Origin of the sequence: Nonomuraea guangzhouensis (assembly GCF_019396345.1) — a bacterium.
GTDB lineage: Bacteria > Actinomycetota > Actinomycetes > Streptosporangiales > Streptosporangiaceae > Nonomuraea > Nonomuraea guangzhouensis.
In genome coordinates this window covers 17,538-35,177 of the sequence record NZ_JAHKRM010000036.1, presented here as the reverse complement: position 1 = coordinate 35,177, position 17,640 = coordinate 17,538, and the positions used below count along the sequence as shown (strand labels likewise).

18 protein-coding genes and 1 pseudogene are annotated in these 17,640 nt (G+C 67.3%); 9 read left to right on the top strand and 10 right to left on the bottom strand.

Going from position 1 to position 17,640, the window contains the following annotated elements:
• Nucleotides 1–5 precede the first annotated feature (5 nt).
• From KME78_RS50960 to KME78_RS50945, 4 genes are all read right to left on the bottom strand, one after another.
• Nucleotides 6–1,799, bottom strand: a complete 1,794-nt coding sequence (locus KME78_RS50960) for an APC family permease (RefSeq protein WP_219537249.1) — start codon at nt 1,797–1,799, stop codon at nt 6–8.
• Between the two features lie 133 nt (nt 1,800–1,932).
• Nucleotides 1,933–2,601 carry a response regulator gene (locus KME78_RS50955; protein ID WP_219537248.1) on the bottom strand — a complete coding sequence of 223 codons (669 nt, stop codon included), beginning with the start codon at nt 2,599–2,601 and terminating at the stop codon, nt 1,933–1,935.
• Nucleotides 2,598–2,942 carry a sensor histidine kinase gene (locus KME78_RS50950; RefSeq protein ID WP_372455116.1) on the bottom strand — a complete coding sequence of 115 codons (345 nt, stop codon included), beginning with the start codon at nt 2,940–2,942 and terminating at the stop codon, nt 2,598–2,600. The genes KME78_RS50955 and KME78_RS50950 overlap by 4 nt, the downstream gene beginning before the upstream one ends.
• A gap of 167 nt (nt 2,943–3,109) precedes the next feature.
• The gene (locus KME78_RS50945; protein ID WP_246654098.1) at nt 3,110–5,020 is read right to left on the bottom strand and encodes an APC family permease; all 1,911 of its coding nucleotides are present in this window, start codon (nt 5,018–5,020) and stop codon (nt 3,110–3,112) included.
• Nucleotides 5,021–5,486: 466 nt separating this feature from the next.
• Here KME78_RS50945 and KME78_RS50940 point away from each other — a divergent pair, with 466 nt between their 5' ends.
• Complete coding sequence (locus tag KME78_RS50940; protein WP_219537247.1) at nt 5,487–6,533, top strand: magnesium transporter CorA family protein; 1,047 nt, start codon at nt 5,487–5,489, stop codon at nt 6,531–6,533.
• A gap of 158 nt (nt 6,534–6,691) precedes the next feature.
• Here KME78_RS50940 and KME78_RS50935 read toward each other — a convergent pair whose 3' ends face one another.
• Complete coding sequence (locus tag KME78_RS50935; RefSeq protein ID WP_219537246.1) at nt 6,692–6,913, bottom strand: hypothetical protein; 222 nt, start codon at nt 6,911–6,913, stop codon at nt 6,692–6,694.
• A 577-nt stretch (nt 6,914–7,490) separates the two neighbouring features.
• Between KME78_RS50935 and KME78_RS50930 the strand changes: the two genes are divergently transcribed.
• Nucleotides 7,491–7,835 (top strand): P-loop NTPase family protein, encoded by a 345-nt coding sequence (locus KME78_RS50930; RefSeq protein ID WP_308127438.1) that lies wholly within the window; start codon nt 7,491–7,493, stop codon nt 7,833–7,835.
• 245 nt (nt 7,836–8,080) lie between these two features.
• Entirely contained in the window at nt 8,081–8,224 is a 144-nt protein-coding gene (locus KME78_RS65440; protein ID WP_246654087.1) for a hypothetical protein, read from the top strand.
• A gap of 11 nt (nt 8,225–8,235) precedes the next feature.
• On the opposite strand, the pseudogene KME78_RS68275 reads toward KME78_RS65440, so the two are convergent.
• Nucleotides 8,236–8,355: pseudogene (locus KME78_RS68275) on the bottom strand (hypothetical protein); the annotation flags it as partial.
• Nucleotides 8,356–8,524: 169 nt separating this feature from the next.
• Nucleotides 8,525–9,001, bottom strand: coding sequence for a GbsR/MarR family transcriptional regulator (locus tag KME78_RS50920; protein WP_219537245.1), 477 nt, complete (start codon nt 8,999–9,001; stop codon nt 8,525–8,527).
• A gap of 152 nt (nt 9,002–9,153) precedes the next feature.
• Here KME78_RS50920 and KME78_RS50915 point away from each other — a divergent pair, with 152 nt between their 5' ends.
• The 5 genes from KME78_RS50915 to KME78_RS50895 all read left to right on the top strand — a co-directional run bounded on the left by KME78_RS50915 (nt 9,154) and on the right by KME78_RS50895 (nt 13,642).
• Nucleotides 9,154–10,764, top strand: coding sequence for a CocE/NonD family hydrolase (locus tag KME78_RS50915; RefSeq protein WP_219537244.1), 1,611 nt, complete (start codon nt 9,154–9,156; stop codon nt 10,762–10,764).
• A complete protein-coding gene (locus KME78_RS50910; RefSeq protein ID WP_219537243.1) occupies nt 10,761–11,759 on the top strand; it encodes an NAD-dependent epimerase/dehydratase family protein in 999 nt (332 codons plus the stop codon). Before KME78_RS50915 ends, KME78_RS50910 begins: the two co-directional genes overlap by 4 nt.
• A 33-nt stretch (nt 11,760–11,792) precedes the next feature.
• Nucleotides 11,793–12,944, top strand: a complete 1,152-nt coding sequence (locus tag KME78_RS50905) for an FAD-dependent oxidoreductase (protein WP_219537242.1) — start codon at nt 11,793–11,795, stop codon at nt 12,942–12,944.
• Nucleotides 12,945–13,054: 110 nt separating this feature from the next.
• A complete protein-coding gene (locus tag KME78_RS50900; protein ID WP_219537241.1) occupies nt 13,055–13,276 on the top strand; it encodes a DUF6653 family protein in 222 nt (73 codons plus the stop codon).
• Nucleotides 13,277–13,348: 72 nt separating this feature from the next.
• On the top strand, nt 13,349–13,642 hold the full coding sequence (locus KME78_RS50895; RefSeq protein WP_219537340.1) for a hypothetical protein: 294 nt from the start codon (nt 13,349–13,351) through the stop codon (nt 13,640–13,642).
• An 82-nt stretch (nt 13,643–13,724) separates the two neighbouring features.
• On the opposite strand, the gene KME78_RS50890 is transcribed toward KME78_RS50895, so the two are convergent.
• From KME78_RS50890 to KME78_RS50880, 3 genes are read right to left on the bottom strand one after another with little or no spacing between them, the layout of a single operon-like run.
• On the bottom strand, nt 13,725–15,362 hold the full coding sequence (locus KME78_RS50890; RefSeq protein WP_219537240.1) for an ISAzo13 family transposase: 1,638 nt from the start codon (nt 15,360–15,362) through the stop codon (nt 13,725–13,727).
• Between the two features lie 29 nt (nt 15,363–15,391).
• Entirely contained in the window at nt 15,392–16,636 is a 1,245-nt protein-coding gene (locus tag KME78_RS50885) for an ArsB/NhaD family transporter (protein ID WP_219537239.1), read from the bottom strand.
• Nucleotides 16,633–17,076 carry a CBS domain-containing protein gene (locus KME78_RS50880; RefSeq protein ID WP_219537238.1) on the bottom strand — a complete coding sequence of 148 codons (444 nt, stop codon included), beginning with the start codon at nt 17,074–17,076 and terminating at the stop codon, nt 16,633–16,635. Before KME78_RS50880 ends, KME78_RS50885 begins: the two co-directional genes overlap by 4 nt.
• Nucleotides 17,077–17,211: 135 nt before the next feature.
• Here KME78_RS50880 and KME78_RS50875 point away from each other — a divergent pair, with 135 nt between their 5' ends.
• The gene (locus tag KME78_RS50875; RefSeq protein WP_219537237.1) at nt 17,212–17,355 is read left to right on the top strand and encodes a hypothetical protein; all 144 of its coding nucleotides are present in this window, start codon (nt 17,212–17,214) and stop codon (nt 17,353–17,355) included.
• Nucleotides 17,356–17,640: the final 285 nt, after the last annotated feature.

The window sequence follows — 17,640 nt, the reverse complement described above, 5'->3', positions numbered from 1 at the left end:
GGGTGTCAAGAGACGCGGAAACGCATCCGGCACACCACCGCGTCGGTACGGCGGCGCAGCGCCCTGGCCAGCACGGCGCCACGCTGGTTCTGGAGCATTCGCTGCCAGGCGTGCTCGGGCTCGACCTCGGCGATGAGCACGAACACGTGCGGCTCGGGCACCTGGGCGAGGTAGTCGAGCAACGGCTGGTCCAGGCGCCGGTGAGCGTCGAAGAGCTGCACCAGCTCCACACCCGGATCCCAGCGGTCCCAGTCCTCGGCAAACGTCCGGGCCTGCCGCTCGTCCTCCGGATGGGTGATGTTGACGGCCACCACCCGATCGCCCAGTGACAGTGCCGCGGCGAGCGCGTCGCGGGTCAGCCGGGTGACGGCGTGCACCGGCACCACCACGAGCGAGCGACGCGGCCGGGGCGGAGCGGGGGTCTTGCCGAGTTCGAGCCGCGTGCCGATCCGCTGGTAGGAGCGGTTGACCCACTCCATGCCCGCCACCATCAGCGGTAGCGCCACCACGATCAGCCAGCCGCCCTCGGCGAACTTCGACACTGTCACCACGATGGCGGCGGCGAAGGTGAGCAGCGCGCCGAAGCCGTTGAGCAGAGCCCGCCACCGCCACCCGGCCGGCCGGTCGATCACCCAGTGCCGGACCATGCCCGCCTGCGACAGCGTGAACCCGACGAACACCCCGATCGCGAACAGCGGCACCAGCACGTTCATCGCGCCACCGGCCACGACCAGCAGCAGAGCGCTGGTGACGGTCAGGAAGGCGATGCCGTAGCGATGCACCTGCCGGTCGGCGCGCAGCGCGAAGAAGTGCGGCAGGTTGTTGTCGCCGGCCAGCAACTGGGCCAGCACCGGCAGCCCGCCGAAGGAGGTGTTGGCGGCCAGTGCCAGCAGCACCACCGTGGAGAACTGCACCAGATAGAACAGCGGCCCATCCCCCAGCGCGGCCTGCGTGACCTGCGCGAGCACGGTCACCCCGTCGGCGGGGGCGATGGCGAACTTCTCGATCAACGCGGCGATGCCCAGCAACATGACCGCCAGCAGCGCGCCCAAGGCGACCTCGGCGCGCTGCGCCCGCCGTACCCGGGGCTGCTTGAAGGACGGGACGGCGTTGGCGATCGCCTCCACGCCGGTCAGCGAGGCGCAGCCGTTGGCGAACGCCTTGAGCAGGAGCAGGACGCCGACCGTCTGCAGGCTGCTCATCTGGTGCGAGACGTCGACGGCGGGCGCGCTCCTGACCAGCCCGGCGACGATGACCAGCACGATCGCGCCGACGTATATGGCGGTCGGCGCGATGAACGCGCGGGCGCTGTGCGCGATCCCCTTGAGGTTGATCGCGGTCACCAGCGCCAGCACGGCCAGGCAGATCCACACCGTGTACGGCAGCAACTCGGGAAAAGCCGAGGTGAGCGCCGCGACCCCGGCGGCCACCGACACCGACACGTTGAGCACGTAGTCGACGATCAGCGAAGCGCCGGCGACCAGCCCGGACCGGCGGCCCAGGTAGGTCTTGGCCACCCCGTAGGAGCCGCCGCCTTGCGGGAAGGCGGCGATGACCTGCCGGTAGGAGAGCGTCAGCACCGCCAGCAGGGCCGCGATGGTCAGTGTGACGGGAATGGTGAAGCCGAGCCCCGCGCCACCCGCGAGGGCCAGCACCAGCACGATCGCCTCGGGCCCATAAGCCACCGAGGTCATCGCGTCCAGCGACAGCGCGGCCAGACCGCCGATCACGGACAGCCGATGCCGATCTCCGGTATCAGCGGGCTCCTTGACAGGAGGGGAAGTTTTCACAGCGGACATTGCAGAATGCTCCTGAACGGGGGATTTGATCCTCATGGTGGCCCCGCGAGCGACCGCGCATGCCTGTCTATATGCATCCCTGACACCGAGAGGGCAAATACCTACGCGAAAAGTACGGCAGCCAATTCCGTGGTCATGGTTTGAAGCGGTAGCCCATGCCGGGTTCGGTGATCAGGTGAACGGGGTTGGCCGGGTCGCGTTCGAGTTTGCGGCGGAGCTGGGCCATGTACTGGCGCAGGTAGTGGGTTTCCTTGACGAAGCGGGCGCCCCACACCTCGGTGAGAAGGTGCCGCTGGCTGATCAGCTTGCCGGGGTGGCGGAGCAGCATCTCCAGGATCTGCCACTCGATCGGGGTGAGGCGCACATTGCTGGAGATCGTCTTGCTGGTCAGGTCGATCACGTGGTCGCCGAGCTGGACGCGGGCCAGCTCGGCTTCCTGGGTGGCGGTGCGCCGGGTGACGGCTCGCACTCTGGCCAGCAGTTCGTCGATGCCGAACGGCTTGGTCACGTAGTCGTCCGCGCCGGCGTCCAGGGCCTCGATCTTGTCCTGGTTCCCGGCCCGGCCGGACAGCACGATGATCGGGATGGTGGTCCAGCCGCGCAGGCCGTGGATGACGTCGATCCCGTCCAGGTCGGGCAGCCCCAGATCGAGGATGACCAGGTCCGGGGAGCTGTCGACGGCCGCGCGCAAGGCCGCGGCGCCGTCGGCGGCGATGTCCACCTCATAGTGGCGGGCGGCCAGGTTGATGCGTAGCGCGCGGAGGATCTGCGGTTCGTCGTCGACGACGAGGATGCGGGTCATGCTGGCACCGACCTGCTGGAAACAGGCAGTGTGACGGTCATGGTGAGGCCTCCCCCTGGTGTCTCCTCGGGTACGAGGGTGCCGCCCATGGCCTCGGTCAGGCCGCGTGAGAGGGCCAGGCCGAGGCCGACGCCGGAGTGGTTGTCGCGGTCGCCGAGCCGCTGGAACGGCTGGAAGACGTGGTCGTGCGCCTCAGGTGGCAGGCCCGGGCCGCGATCGATGACGTGGATCCGCACGTGGTCGCCGTGCCGGCTCGCGGTGATCAGTACGGTCTTGTCCGGCGGGAGCCCGAAGACCACGAAGATCGCGATCGTCAGGGCGACGAAGATGACGTCTGCCATCCCCAACTCCTCAACTTTGGAACACCCGCCTACCGCCCGGGATGAGCGGTTCATGGCCCAGCAAACCCCCGAAATAGGCCTGCTTTGCCGTTCTTGACGTCATCCATACGGCCGTCGCGCGATTCTTGACGCGATCAGTACGCGGCACGCCGCCAAGAAGGCGTCCGTCAGCCGACGTGGACGTGTGGCCTGCGTTCGAGGTCGGGCTCGGCCTTGCGGAGGACCTCGCGGGTCAGCGGCGGTACGTCGCCGCCGCCGAAGACGAGATAGCGCAGCATCGCCACGACCGGATTGCCCTCGGTCCAGTGGAAATAGATGTGCGGGGCCCTACCGGTGCGATCGCGCAGGTGGAGCAGGAGCGCGGCCAGGGAGTTGGGCACGGCCGAGCTGTCGATGGTGAGGATCTTGTGGCCGTAGCGTTCCTCGCCCTTGACGTGCAGCTCGGTCTCGAACTCCGAGGCGTCGGGCACCGACACCTCGACGAACATGACCGGCTCGGCGCTCCGCAGCCGGTGGTTGGTCCACTGCTCACGCAGCTTGTCGTGGTACTCGTTCTGGTCGCGCTGGTGCGGCTCGTTCGCGATCAGGTGGATGTCACCGCTCGCCTCGTTGAGAAACTTCTCCGCCAACCCATCCAGGTGCACCTCCGTCACGCGCAGCTCCGTGGAGCGGGTCGCCCGCGAGATCAGCGACGTCACGATGATGGCGGCGATGAAGAACGAGGCGATCTTCACGCCATCCGGCCGCTCGATGACGTTGTCGACCAGCGTGTACGCCAGCACGGCGGTGATGAGGCCGAACCCGACCATGGCCGTGCGCTGGCCCTTCGCCCTGGCCGACAGCGTCACCGCGACCGCCGCCGACAGCATGAGCACCAGCACACCGGTGGCGTACGCACCACCCTGGGCGTCGACGTCGGCGTCGAAGATGATCGTGATGGCGAACCCGATGACCGAGAAGACCAGCACCAGCGGCCGGACCGCGCCCGTCCACTCCGGCGCCATCCCATAGCGGGGCAGATAACGCGGCACCAGATTGATCAGACCGGCCATCGCCGAAGCCCCGGCGAACCACAAGATCGCGATCGTGCTCACGTCGTAGGCGGTGCCGAACCAGTCACCGAGGTACTGGTGAGCGAGGTAGGCCAGCGCGCGCCCGGCCGCCTTGCCGCCCTCTTCGAACTCCCGGTGCGGGATGAGCACGGTGGTCACGAAACTGGAGAAGATCAGGAACACGCTCATGATGAGAGCGGCGACAGTCAGCATCCGTTGGGTGCTCTTGATCCGCTGCGGTATGTCCCCCTTGACCACCGGCATCACGGCGACACCGGTCTCGAACCCGGACAGGCCCAGCGCCAGCTTCGGCATCACCAGCAGCGACAGGCCCACCATGGCCAGGGGGCTGCTGAAGTCCGTGCTCAACGCGTGCTCCCAGTCCACAACCACTTGTGGCGCCCCCAGGACGTGCACGAGCGCGGTCGAGATCACGACCGCGTTGAGTGCCAGGTAGGCGAAGACGAGCAGGACGGCGAGGCCGATGGCCTCGCTGAACCCCATCAGGAACACCCCGCCGAGCAGCGCCAGCAGCACCAGGGTGACGATCACCCGTTGTCCGGCCAGGAAGTCGGGCACGAACGGGTTCTCCAGGATGTGCGCGGTGGCGTCGGCCGCCGACAGCGTCATCGTGATCACGAAGTCGGTCGCCGCGAACCCGAGCAGAGCCAGCACGAAGAACTTGCCCCACCACTGCGGCGCCAGCTTCTCCAGCATCGCGATCGAGCCCTGCCCATGCGGGCTCTCCTCGGCCACCCGCCGATAGACCGGCAACGCGCCCAGCAACGTCAGGGCCACCAGGGACAGCGTGGCCAGCGGCGACAGCAGCCCGGCAGCCAACGCGGCGATGCCCGGCTGGTAGCCCAGCGTGGAGAAGTAATCCACGCCCGTCAGGCACATCACGCGCCACCATGGATGCTTCACATGGGGACCATGCTCGATTTGCTTGCGGTCGGTCTGCAGGCCCTGGAGCAGCCAAGAACGCAGCGTCCCCTCCGTCTCGGCCGGCCGTTTCGCCAGCACCATCCCCGTCACCCCTCCGTCAAGACCGCATAAATACGCATTGCACCCTACTGACGGCCAGGGGCTTCCTGACCTGGTGAGGGCGTCAAGAAAACGTATGGATGCGTCTCAACGGGATGTCAGCGGAGGCGGGCGACTCCTACGACATGGTCGAAGCCGCGACCGGCCACCTGTTCGAGCGCTGATGCTGGTAGAAGCGCAGCTCACCGCCCGGCCGCACCACGGGCGGATTTCCCGGAACGTCTCGGCAACTCGGAGGAACAGCACGCTGCGCAGTTGGGTGCAGGTGGCTTCTATCTCCGAGGCCGACCGGCCGTGGATGGTGGAATTGCTCCATCCCCATTCCTACGGCCCGCCTCCCGATGTTCGCCATACCTGGCGTTGCGAGATCATTGGAGGGTGGGAGTACGAGTGGGCGGCTCTCGGTGGACCGGCTGCCCACGAGAAATCGCCCGAGGGGTGACCCCAAATGGATATTCGGCTGATCAACGATGAGGGCGTTGAAGATCGTCCCGTTGAAGAACTGAAGACGCTGCTCGACGACGAAGACCGTCTGGTCTGGGTCGACATCTCCAGCTGTGACAAGGAGGCCGCGCGTGTGCTGGCGGAGGTTTTCGGCTTCCATTCGATGGCGGTCCGCGACTGCGTCGAACGTAACCGTGTGCCCAAGGTGCACGCCTACCCAGACCACGTGTTCGTCGTCCTGCACGCCCCCGAACGAGGGAAGCGCGGCCACGTACACTACATCGAGCTCGACCAGTTCATCGGCCGGAACTACTTGGTGACCGTCCACGGACCGATCAACCCGGTGGTCGACCCGGCCGCGGCGCTGCGCGAGACCCGCGAGGTGCTCACCCGGATCGTGGCGGGCCGTCTGCACCCCGCCACACCGTTCGAACTGTCATATGCGATCGTCTCCGCCCTGACCCGCAATCAGGAAAACTACGTGGAGACGATGACCAGCGACGTGTGGCAACTGGAGCAGCGGGTCACGGGCGGAAATGTCGGCGATCCCGAGGAGTTTCTCAACGAACTGTTCCGTGCCCGCCACGGGCTGCTCGCCGTGCGCACCATGGGCGCGCTGAGCGGCGCGATCTACGGGAGGATGACCAATCTCACCCGTATCTCGGCCGAAGGGCAACGGCTGGTGGCCGACATGGCCGACCAGTTCGACCGAGTCCGCGCTGTGGCCGACGGAGAAAGGGAATATCTCCAAGGGGTGATCGAGTTCTACCAGACCACCCTCACCATCAAGGCCACGCTGGTCGGCCAGGCGCACACCGCGGAAGTCAATCGTCTGACCGAGGCCAGCTACGCCCAGAACGAAGAGATCAAGAAGATCTCCGCGTGGGCAGCCATCTTCTTCGCTCCCACGCTCGTCGGCACCGTGTACGGCATGAACTTCACCCACATGCCGGAACTGCAGTGGGCCTTCGGCTACCCGTCGGCTCTGGTCCTGATGGTGCTGGCGTCCGCTGTGCTCTTCATGGTGTTCAAGCGGTGGGGATGGCTGTGACGTACGGTAGAGCGCACCGCGACAGCGCCTCACTCGCCGTCCGCTGATTGCTCGCCCCCGGCAGACTGTGAGAGTCGGCTCGCAAGGGAGCGCCTGACGACCTCCTCCATGGCGGCGAGGAGAGCATCAACCTATTGATATCTGGCTGAAAGGCGCCATCAGCTATGAGCGCCGTCGATGCCGGCGCCGCTTTCGATTTCCGCCTGCTTCTGCTCCACTACGGTTTTGATCAGGGTGGCCAGCCCCAGAGCAACGCCGGCGATGATGGCCGTGATGATCACCCATTCGATGGCCGAGGCGCCGCGAGTGGGCGCGATACGCGCACGATGAACACGCACGGACAGATATGCCCGTAGATAGATGATCCAGGGATGGTTCACGAATCCCAACAATCTCGCGAATTAACAGGAGGGCTCATGAGATATCCAAACCGCGCATTCCTCACGAGTTACCATCACAAGTGTTCGACACGACAGATGGTAGTGCGCATGCATATTGTGATCGCCCTTGACTTGAAGCGTAGGTAGAACTGACTTGGAATCTGGGACTCCAGCCGAAGTGACGTATCAGCCCAGGAGTACGCCAGAGGTTTGATCGAGACAGCTACGGTGATCGTGATGAGTGCTGTTCTATCGGCAGACATTCCAGGTAGGCCGGATAGCCCTTCTTGGGCTGCGGTTAGCGCAGAAGGCCGACTCCACCGCTTCGTCTCAAGAGCCGCATCTTCAACCATGACCCGATAACGGCGACAATTTCCACCGCAAACTTCGGCTTGAATCCCGGTATCGTGCTTCCATTGCGGCGGCCCTCACCTCACGCCGGTACCAACACGAGAAAATGCTGATCGGATGCCGAACAGCCCGGTAGCGTGACCGAGTGCAAATCGGCTCACCTGACTCCAGGCTGATCGTCCTCCGAGGCAACTCAGGGTCGGGCAAGTCAAGCGTGGCGCGAGCCGTGCGCGACGCCCACGGTCGCCGCGGGCTGGCGCTGGTCAGCCAGGACGTGATCCGCCGCGACATCCTCATGCTGCAGAAGCTACGCCGCGACCACCTGGGCACCAGCTCCTTCTTCTACCTGGATATCTCGTACGAAGAGACGCTGCGTCGGCACGGCACCCGTCCCCAGCGCAACCAGTTCAGCGCTGAAGACATGCGGAAGTGGTACCTCGAACGCGACGTGCTGCCGGACGGCTGCGAGACGCTGATTGGGCAGGACAGTTCCCTGGAAGAGACCGTGAGAAGGATCATGCGCGAAGCTGGGCTGACGACGCACCATCCGACCAGCATCCCGAGTGCATGACTGCCGACGTCGTCACACCTTCGCCCACGACCGGGTAGTGCTTGCTGGCCCCGCGGCGCTCTCCTCAGAACCGTCTTGGCAGTCGGCACGCACGGGCGCTGCGCGTTCATGAGGCACGCGTAGTCACCCGACAGGCGCAGCACATGCTCACGCGCCTGCCCTGGCCTGTACGGACGGCGCATTCCTGTCAGGGGACGGAACGGCACGATCTTCCAGATTTCCGCGTCAGTAAGGGTGATGAGGGTTTGGCAGCCTTGGCGGAGGCCGAGGAATCCGGCTCGCAGACGCTCGGTGCGCGTCGGGCCCAGAAGCTGCTCCGCTTCGGCAGGGTGAGCCCAGCCGTGTTCGGCGATGTCGGGATCGTGGGTGGTGAGCCGGGCCCCGGTTGATCGAGGCCGGTTTCCTCACGCGGTTCGCGGCCGGTCGCATCCTCGGGAGTCTCGTGAGCGTCGACCTCGCCGCCGGGAGTTGAAAGCGGGAGCTTCGATGTGGGCGTACCTTCACCGGGGCAACGGGGCAGTCCGCAGCATCAGCCTGTCCACTTCATCGTGCAGGGCCTGGATCAGCAGGAACTCTAAGGTGCATGTCCTTCTCAAAACTGTCCAGGTTTTGGGGTCAGCACTGGCTACTGGCAGAGACTTGGCACGGAATCCGCCGTAAGCGCGGTTCTCGCTGATCCGTTGGCGAAGTCAGGCCTGACGGAAGGCACTGTTGTGGTGGTGCTGCCAGCGTTCGAGCAGGGTGGGAATCTCGCCCAGCATGAACTGGTAGAAGTCGCGCATCTGGGTCAGCCGCCGGTGGGCCGGGTCGTCGGCCGTGGTGGTGTCGATGCCGGCCTGCGCGGCCTGCAGCATGACCTGGATGACGGTGTTCTGGCTGGTGAACAAGACGGCCCAGGCGTCGTCACGCAGACGGTAATGCTCACGGCGGCTGCCGGGAGCGGGCAGGCGTTCGATCAGCCCGACCGACAGCAGCGACTTGATCGCGGCGGAGACCGAGCCCGCGCTGGCCTCGAGCCGTTCGGCGATCTCGCCCGCCGTGACGCTGTCCTGGTCGGTGAAGAGGAACACGGCCAGGGTGCGCGCGGCCATGCGCTGCAGTCCTCCTTCGGTCAAGGTCAGGGCCAGTTGTTCGGCCGCCCGCCACTGTTCCTGCCTGTCGTTCATGGAGCACAGAATAGCGATCGCCACTAGACTTCAGAAATTACTGAAGATTCGGTATATTGCGCATATCGGGCTCCGCCGCTTGGAGAGCCGATGGTGTGCCGGGAAGTCTGGTCGGCGATGTGACATCCAGCGTCGACGAGGAGACAACCCCGATGACCTTGCTCAGTCGCCTGTTCGGCGTGCGTCCCGCCATCCGGCACCCGGTGCGCGTGCGGCGAGACGTCGAGATCCCGGCCACTGACGGCTTGCGGCTGCTGGCCACCCACTACTACCCGGCCGATGTGGACCGCCCGCCGCTGGTGCTGCTCCGCAGCCCGTACGGCCGAGGCAACGCGCTGGATCAGTTGCCGAAACTCCTGGCTGAGCGCGGCTATCAGGTGCTGTATCAGAGCCTGCGCGGCACAGCCGGCTCCGGCGGTCGTTTCGACGGCTTCGTCATCGATGCGGCCGACGCCGACGGCACGCTGAGCTGGCTGCGCGCCCAGCCGTGGTTCGGCGGCATGCTGGCCACGTGGGGAGCCAGCTACCTGGGGTTCGTGCAGTGGGAGCTGGCCGCCCGGTATATCCCGGAGTGGAAGATCGCGGTGATCCAGGACGCGCCGTCGGCCTTCGCCGAGCACTTCATGTACCCGGGCGGCGCCTTCGCGCTGGGCAACGCACTGGGCTGGGTACAGCTCGTGGACACCATGTTCAGCGGCAACTACTCTCTCACCCCGCAGCTGCTGGCCACCTTCACCGCGGAACGCAAACTGCGCCGCGCCACCCTCACCCTCCCGCTGCAGGAAGCCGATCGGGCGCTCACCAGGCACCAGGTGAGCTGGTTTCAGGACTGGATCGCGCACGGCCCGCAGCAGGAGTATTGGAAGCGCATGGACCACCGCGCCAACGTCGAGCGGATGCCACCCCGGGTGCACCTGCAGGGCGGCTGGCACGACTTCTTCCTGCCAAGCATGCTGGACGATCACGCGCGCCTGCTGGCCGCCGGACGCGAGGTCCGGCTGCTGGTCGGGCCTTGGGGGCACGGGCGCGGCCTGTACACCCGCGACGGCATGCGGGACGCGCTGGCCGCCCTGGACGCCGCCCTGCTCGGCAAGGACGCCCCGTCAGGCGTGCGGGTGTTCGTCACCGGCGCGAACCGCTGGCTGGACCTGCCAGGCTGGCCGCCCGCCCACCGGCCCACGCCGTGGCATCTGCACCCCGGCGGGCGACTGAGCCGCGACGACCCCGCGCCTGAGGCAAGCCCCAGCCGCTACCGCTACGACCCCGGCGACCCGACCCCCACGGTGGGTGGGACGGCAGTGAGGTCCGCGGGCCCGAAAGACAACCGTGCCATCGAGGCCAGAGCGGACGTGCTCACCTTCACCACCGCGCCGTTGACCGAGGACGTCGAGGTGATCGGCCCGGTACGAGTCCGCTTGCACGCCCACTCGTCCCATCCGCACGTCGACTACTTCGCCCGCCTGTGCTACGTGACCCCGCACGGCCGCTCGCTCAACTTGTGCGACGGCATCGTCCGGCTGAACCAGCCCGGCGCCCTACGAGCCGTCGACATCGAGCTGTGGCCGCTGGCCCACCGCTTCCTCCGCGGTCACCGGATCCGGCTGCAGGTTTCCAGCGGCGCCCACCCGCGCTATGGCCGCAATCCGGGCACAGGTCAGCCCTTGGCCACAGCGCGCGAGCTACGCGCATCAGAGCACGCGATCTTCCACGACCTCGACCACCCGTCAGCCCTCTGGCTTCCCCTGGCTCCTGGAGCGTCATGAAACTGCTCGTGCTCGGCGGCACCCATCATGTGGGCCGCGCCATGGTGGAGACCGCCCTGGAACGCGGCGATGAAGTGACCACGCTTAACCGCGGCCTCAGCCGCCCACCGGCCCCCGGCGTCCGGGCGCTCATCGCCGACCGCACCGACGCCGCGGCGGCCACGGCGGCGCTCGCCGGTCGGGAATGGGACGCCGTCATCGACACGTGGGCCTGGGCGCCACGTGTCGTGCGCGACAGTGCCCGCCTGCTGGACGGCCGTACCGGACACTACGGCTACGTCTCCAGCCGCGGCGTGCACCGCTGGCCGTGGCCGGCGTGCGCGGACGAGAGTGCCCCGCTCGTCGACGGCGACCCCGGCAGCGACGACAGTGCCGACTACGCCGCCGCCAAGCGCGGTGGCGAACTGGCCGTCATTGACACCTATGGCGAGCAGGCGCTGCTGGCCAGGGCCGGGATGGTCCTCGGGCCGTACGAGGACGTCGGCCGCGTCCCGTGGTGGCTGCGCCGCCTGGAGAAAGGCGACCGGGTCCTCGCCCCGGGCCCGGCGGATGCGTTCGTGCAGTACATCGACGTCCGCGACATGGCCGCCTGGATGCTGCAGTGCGCCGAACGCGGCACCGGCGGCACCTATACGGTGACCGGCCGCCCCGGCGTGGTGACGATCGGGCAGTTTCTGGAGACGGCGCTGGAGGTGACCGGCTTCGACGCCGAACTGGTGTGGGCAGCTGAGGACCTGCTGGACCGGGAAGGGGTGTGGCTGGGCATGGAGTTCGGGCTGCGCTTCCCCCACGAACCAGCCCCTACCGGCATGCACGACGCCGACGTGCATGCCGTCTTCGCCGCCGGGATGACCACTCGCCCGCTGCGCGACACGCTCGCCGCCACCTGGGCCTGGCTGCAGGCCGAAGGCGACCCCGCCCCTCGTCCCGACGCCCCCTCCCCTGATACCTGGCTCGACCCCGCCGCCGAGCGGCGCGTCCTCGACCAGCTCTGACCCTCGCGACCAGCTTCAAGCAAGGAACCATCTATGCGCGCCATCATCATCGGAGCAGGCATCGCCGGTCTGGCCGCCGCCCTGAGGCTGTCCCAGATCGGCTGGGACAGCCTCATCATCGAACGCGCCCCGACACGGCGCAGTGGCGGCTACGGCGTCACCTTCGGCGGCATCGGCTATGACGCCGCCGAACGCATGGGCATCCTGCCCGCCCTGCTCCAGCGGGCCTTCATCACCGAAGAGCTCGTCTACCACAAACCCAACGGCGAGCGGCGCTTCTCCCTGAGTCGCGAGAGCATCGCCGCGACCATGGGTCCCCGCTCGATGAACATCCTGCGCGGCGATATCGAGAGCGTCCTGTACGAGCGGGTCCGCGACACCGCCGAGATCCGCTTCGGCACCACCATCACCGCCGTCGACCAGGACGACCGCGCCGTACGCGTCACTCTCAGCGACGGCGGCATCGAACACGCGGACCTGCTGGTCGGCGCTGACGGCCTGCACTCGACCACTCGCGCCCTGGTCTTCGGTCCCGAGGAGGACTACCTACTCGACCTTGAGCACATGGTCGCCGTCTACATGCTCGACCAGCGCCCGGACGCGATCGCGCCCGGCACCACTGGCACCCTGTCATCCCGCGGCCGCACCGTCGCGGTCATCAGCGTCGGCGACGACCGCAACGTCGCCTTCTTCGGCTACCGCACCAAAGCCGGCACGGGCATCCGCGCCGGCGGACCCGAAAAGGTGCTCCCGCAGGTCTACGGCGACCTCGGCTGGGTCATCCCCGAAACGCTCGCCGGTATGGCAAGGGCCGACTCCGTCTACTTCGACACCATCAGCCAGGTCGTGGCCCCCACCTGGAGCCGCGGCCGCGTCGTGCTGCTCGGCGACGCCGCCTGGTGCGTCACCCTGTTCGCCGGCTACGGCTCCGCGCTGGCTGTCAGCGGCGCCGACCGGCTCAGCACCGAACTGGAGCGCCACGGCGGCGACATCGGCTCCGCCCTGGCCGCCTGGGAGACAGCGCTACGGCCGGAAGTGGACAAGAAGCAGAAACTCGGCCGCCGGGTCAAAGGCGTCTACGCACCCGCCAACCCGCTGCTGCTGTGGCTGACCCAACTCCCGCTGCGCCTGGCCGGACTGCCGCCGGTGCGCCGGTACATGACCCGCCGCTTCATCAAAGGCTGATTGAACCCCCCGTGCCAGTCAGTCTCGCTCGGCGGTGTAGCGCACTCGCCACCTGTCGATGAGCGGGATCATCTCGCCCCTGCGATGGAGCTGGCTGTCTGGAGCCGCGAGTGGCTCGGCTGGTGGTGCCGCAAGCGCATCAGCGCGTGCTGCGCTGGCTGATCGCCGCCGGGCTGGCCGGATTCGGCTTCATCGCCTGGGGACTGGCCGCGCTCAGCATCTGGCCGCTCGTCTTCGGCACCACGCTGCTGGTGCTGGCGCAGCTGTGGCGGATCGACCGCTACGGGCTGCTGTTCGAGCAGCACCAGAGCGACGGCGCTCAGCAGAACTGACCGGCAGGACGGGACGGTCGGGCCGACGGTCTCGCCGGCCGGACCGTTCCCTGGTAACCGCAAAGAAGGCATATGCACACCCCCGGTACCTCGCACCCTCGTCGCTGGTGGATCCTCGGCGCGCTCTGTTTGAGCGTGCTGGTCTTGGTGATCGACAACACGGTCCTCAACCTGGCCCGCGAACGCGAGCAGCAGAACGCCCATCAGGCAGCCCTCTCCTCTGAATCGCCCTCTGAGGAGCCGATGAACCTCGGCGCCGAAAGATCGATCGCCTCGGCGCGCAGACACTCCGCCACCCACATGCGCAGCCCGGCCACCGTGGACCAGGCCAGTGCGCCGCCCTCGCCAGCAAAGGTGATCACGTGAGGTAGCGCAGCCACAGGTACGGCGTCACCAGCGCCACGGTGACGACCGTGACGATGAGGCCGTATTTAGGGTCCGCAGATTATTAACACGCAGGTTTGATCTTATTGGCGGCCTTGGTGTCTTCGGCGAGGACGCGTGCGTGCAGGATGCGTAAGAGACCTGGCGGGGTGGGAGCGGGGGCGATCTGGCTGCCGTCCTGGTCGAGTAGCTCGCCGATGCTGCGGATGGCGCGGTATGCGGTGGTCCGGCTGGTGGCGAACAGGACCGCCAGGGGTTCGAAGGCCAGGCCCAGCCGCTGGTGTAGCACAGTGAGCAGGACCTGGTCGGAGAATGTGACGGTGGATGGGCGGCCTGGTTTGATCCGCGGACGCTGCTGGTCCAGGGCGTGCAGGTCGGCGGTCAGGCGGTCCAGCGCCGGTCGGGGCATCCCGGTCAGAGCGGGATCGGACAGGATCTGCGGGTGCCATCGCTCGGGCGGTTGATCCTCCTCGGTGGAGTCCGGGTCACCGTCCAGGGCGGGGTGCAGGGTGTAGTTCCAGTCGCCGTGGAAGACGTGCCGGGTCAGGGGCAGTGCGGCCAGATCGGCGTCACTGACACGAGCGCCAAGCGGATAGGTGCCGGTGTCGAGCGCGGCCTGCACCCGCAGCCCGGAGCTCGTGGTGGTGGCGGCGATGCTGTTAATGACCACCTCGTGGCTGGTCAGCGGCCTTCCTCGCCAGTTCATCGTGATGTGGGCGAACAAGCGATGCTCCACCTTGTTCCATTTCGAGGTGCCCGGCGGTAGGTGGCAGACGGTGATGGCCAGACCGGTCTCGGCTGCCAGCCTCGCCAGCTCACCCTTCCAAGACCGCGTGCGATAGCTGTTGGCGCCGCCGGCATCAGCAGTGATCAGCAGCCGCGTGGCCTGCGGATAGGTGCCTCTGCCCTGGGCGTGCCACCAACGGCGGATCGAGGCGACCGCGAACGTGGCGGTGTCGTGATCGGTGCCGACATTCACCCACCCGGTGTTGGCCGCGATGTCGTAGATGCCGTACGGGATCGCCTTGCCCGCGGCCGACGCGGCAAAGTCGTAGACGTTGACCGGCACCGGCTCGCCGGCCGGCCGCCATTGCCGCCCGGCGTTCTTGAATTCTCCGATCAGCTCCTTCTTCTTGGTATCCACACTGATCACCGGCTGCCCGGTATCGCGATGCGCGCGGACCTGCTCATTCAGGTAGCGGAACTGCGCATCGCGATCCGGGTGCTGGGCACCCTCCAGCGTCTTGGCGTTGGCCTGCAGACTGAACCCCTCGCCGCGCAGAATATCCGCGACGGTGTCGGCCGACACCTTATGTCCCCGTTCAGTGAGCTCACCGGCCAGCTTGCGCGTGGACTTGGTCGTCCAGCGAAGCGGCGAGGCCGGATCCCCGCGCTCGTCCGGCTCAACCAGCCTCAACAGCGCCGCCCGTAACTCTGGATCGGTCTCGACCAGCCGTTTTCGACCTCCGCCCGGGCGGCGCGCCCGTCCCAGCGGCTCAGCCCCAGCATCCAGCTCATCGACGCCCCGCGACACCGTCGCCTCACGCACGCCTGCGGCCTTGGCCACCGCCCGAATACCGCCATGGCCCAACCCACGAGCCTCAGCACCGAGCAGCAACCGGCGTTGCCGCTCGTCCAGATGCGGCAAGATCGCCTCAAGCTTCGCCGTCAACATCTGCACGGTCTCTGCCGACACGCTCATACCAGACCATCGACCACAGATCCGGAACGCTACGGATTATTTCTCTGCAAGCCCTTAGTGAACTGCCAGAAGCTGATCGGGTGCCCGTTGCGGGCGGCGATGCCGATCACGACGACGTTGGCGGCGGCACCGACGGCGGTGGCGTTGCCGCCGAGGTCGGCGCCGAAGGCCAGCGCCCACCAGAGCACCTGCCCGGGGCCGTGCCCGCCGTTGGCCTGCACCAGGTCGGCGACGATGGGGCTCATCGTGGCGACGTAGGGGATGTTGTCCACGATCGCCGACAGGCCGGTCGAGGCCCACAGCAGCGCCATCGTGGTCAGCCCGAGCTGCCCTGAGGTGGCCTCGACGGCGAGCTGGGAGACCTGACCGATCACCCCGGTCCGCACCAACGCGCCGACCATGACGAACAGGCCCATGAAGAACACCAGGGTGGGCCATTCGACCTCGGCGATGGCCTGCTCGGTGGCCACCTTGGTGGCCGCCACCAAGAGGCCGGCGCCCAAGATGGCCACGACCGACGGCTCGTAGTGCAACACCGGATGCAGTACGAAGGCCGCCATCACCAGTGCCAGCACCGTCAGGCTCTGCCATAGCAACCTGCGGTCGGCGATCGCCTCCCGCTCGTCCAGCGCCATGACCTCGTCGGCCCGTTCGGGATCGTAGGCGAACGCCTTGCGGAACATGACCCAGCACAGACCGAGGAACACGGCCACCAAGACGATGATCATCGGCGCCATGTGAACGAGGAAGTCGTTGAAGCTCAGCCCGCCCCGGCTGGCGATGATGATGTTCGGTGGGTCGCCGACCAGGGTGGCCGCGCCGCCGATGTTGGAGGCCATCGCCTCGGCGATCAGGAACGGCACGACCGGCAGCGCCAGCCGTTCACACACCAGGAACGTGACCGGCGCGATCAGCAGCACCGTGGTGACGTTGTCCAGCAGCGCCGAGGCCAGCGCGGTGATGACGACCAGCAACACCATCAGCCGGTACGGCCGGCCGCGGGCGCGTTTGGCGGCCCAGATGGCCAGGTACTCGAACACGCCGGTCTGCTTCAGCACGCCGACGATCACCATCATGCCCAGCAGCAGGAAGATGACGTTCCAGTCGACGCCGCTGCGTTCGGAGAAGAACGCGGCACGAGCGTTGGTGGCGTGGATGGCCAGCATGATCCCGGCGCCGCCCAGCGCGGCGGCCACCCGGTGGATCTTCTCCGAGGCGATCAGCGCGTAGGCGCCTAGGAAGACCGCGACCGACAGCCAGGCCAGAGCCGTCACGAGGGCACCACCCGGTCCATCAGCGCCTGCAGGGTGACCGCACCCAGCAGGCGGCCCTGCTCCACCACCGCCACCAGCGGCGTACGCGTGCGTGCCATCAGCGCGGCCAGCTCCAGCACGGTGGCATCCGGGTCGGTGACCGGCAACTCGCGCGGCCTGGGCGGCACGGCCTGGCGCACCGTCCGACCGGCCAGCGACGACAGGAACGCATCAGCGTGTTTCTCATCCACCACCCGGGCCAGCGCCGGATCGTCCTGACAGTAGCGGGGCACGGCCAAGGCCAGGACCTGGGTGCCCGCCAGGATGCTGACGGGCAGCCCGTCATCATCGACCACGATCAGACCGGGCAGATCCTGTTCGGCCAGCAGCCGGGCGGCCTCGATCACCGGAGCGTCAGCGGTGACGGTGGGAAAGGCGGCGAGCAGATCGCGAGCGCGCATGGCGAGCCTTTCAAGATCGGCAATGAGACTGCCGACCAGACTTCCCGGCGCACCTGTAGAGAACTTATCAATAAGCGTCAAGATCAGGTTCGCCCACTGCGCTACCCGGATCGCGCTGAAATCACTTCACAAGAGGTGGCTAGCCTGTCCGAGTGCCTCAATTCAGCCGACGACAACCCCAAGTGGATCGAGCGCTACCTCGACCTGGTGGTGCGCGGCATCCGCTCAGCGAAAGTCACCGGCAAGATCGACCGGCGCTTGGAGCGACTCCTGAAGTGAATCACCAGCGAGTTGGGCCACGAACGTCAACCGCCTGCCACCGTAGTCGATCAACACCGCGGGATCCGGCGGTCGAGGGGTAGGGAATTGTGTTCCCACCGACGGATGAAGCCGTTGTACGGTGGACGCGGTGCGCCGGGAAGTCTGGTCGGCAAAGGTCTGACACGACGATCAGCCCCGGAGGCGCACATGACCGGTTTCCCGCGACAGCACCGTGCAGACGCTACTGCAACGGACACGGGCAGGTCTTCATCTCCACGTCGGTCCAGCCCCGCGGAAGAGCGG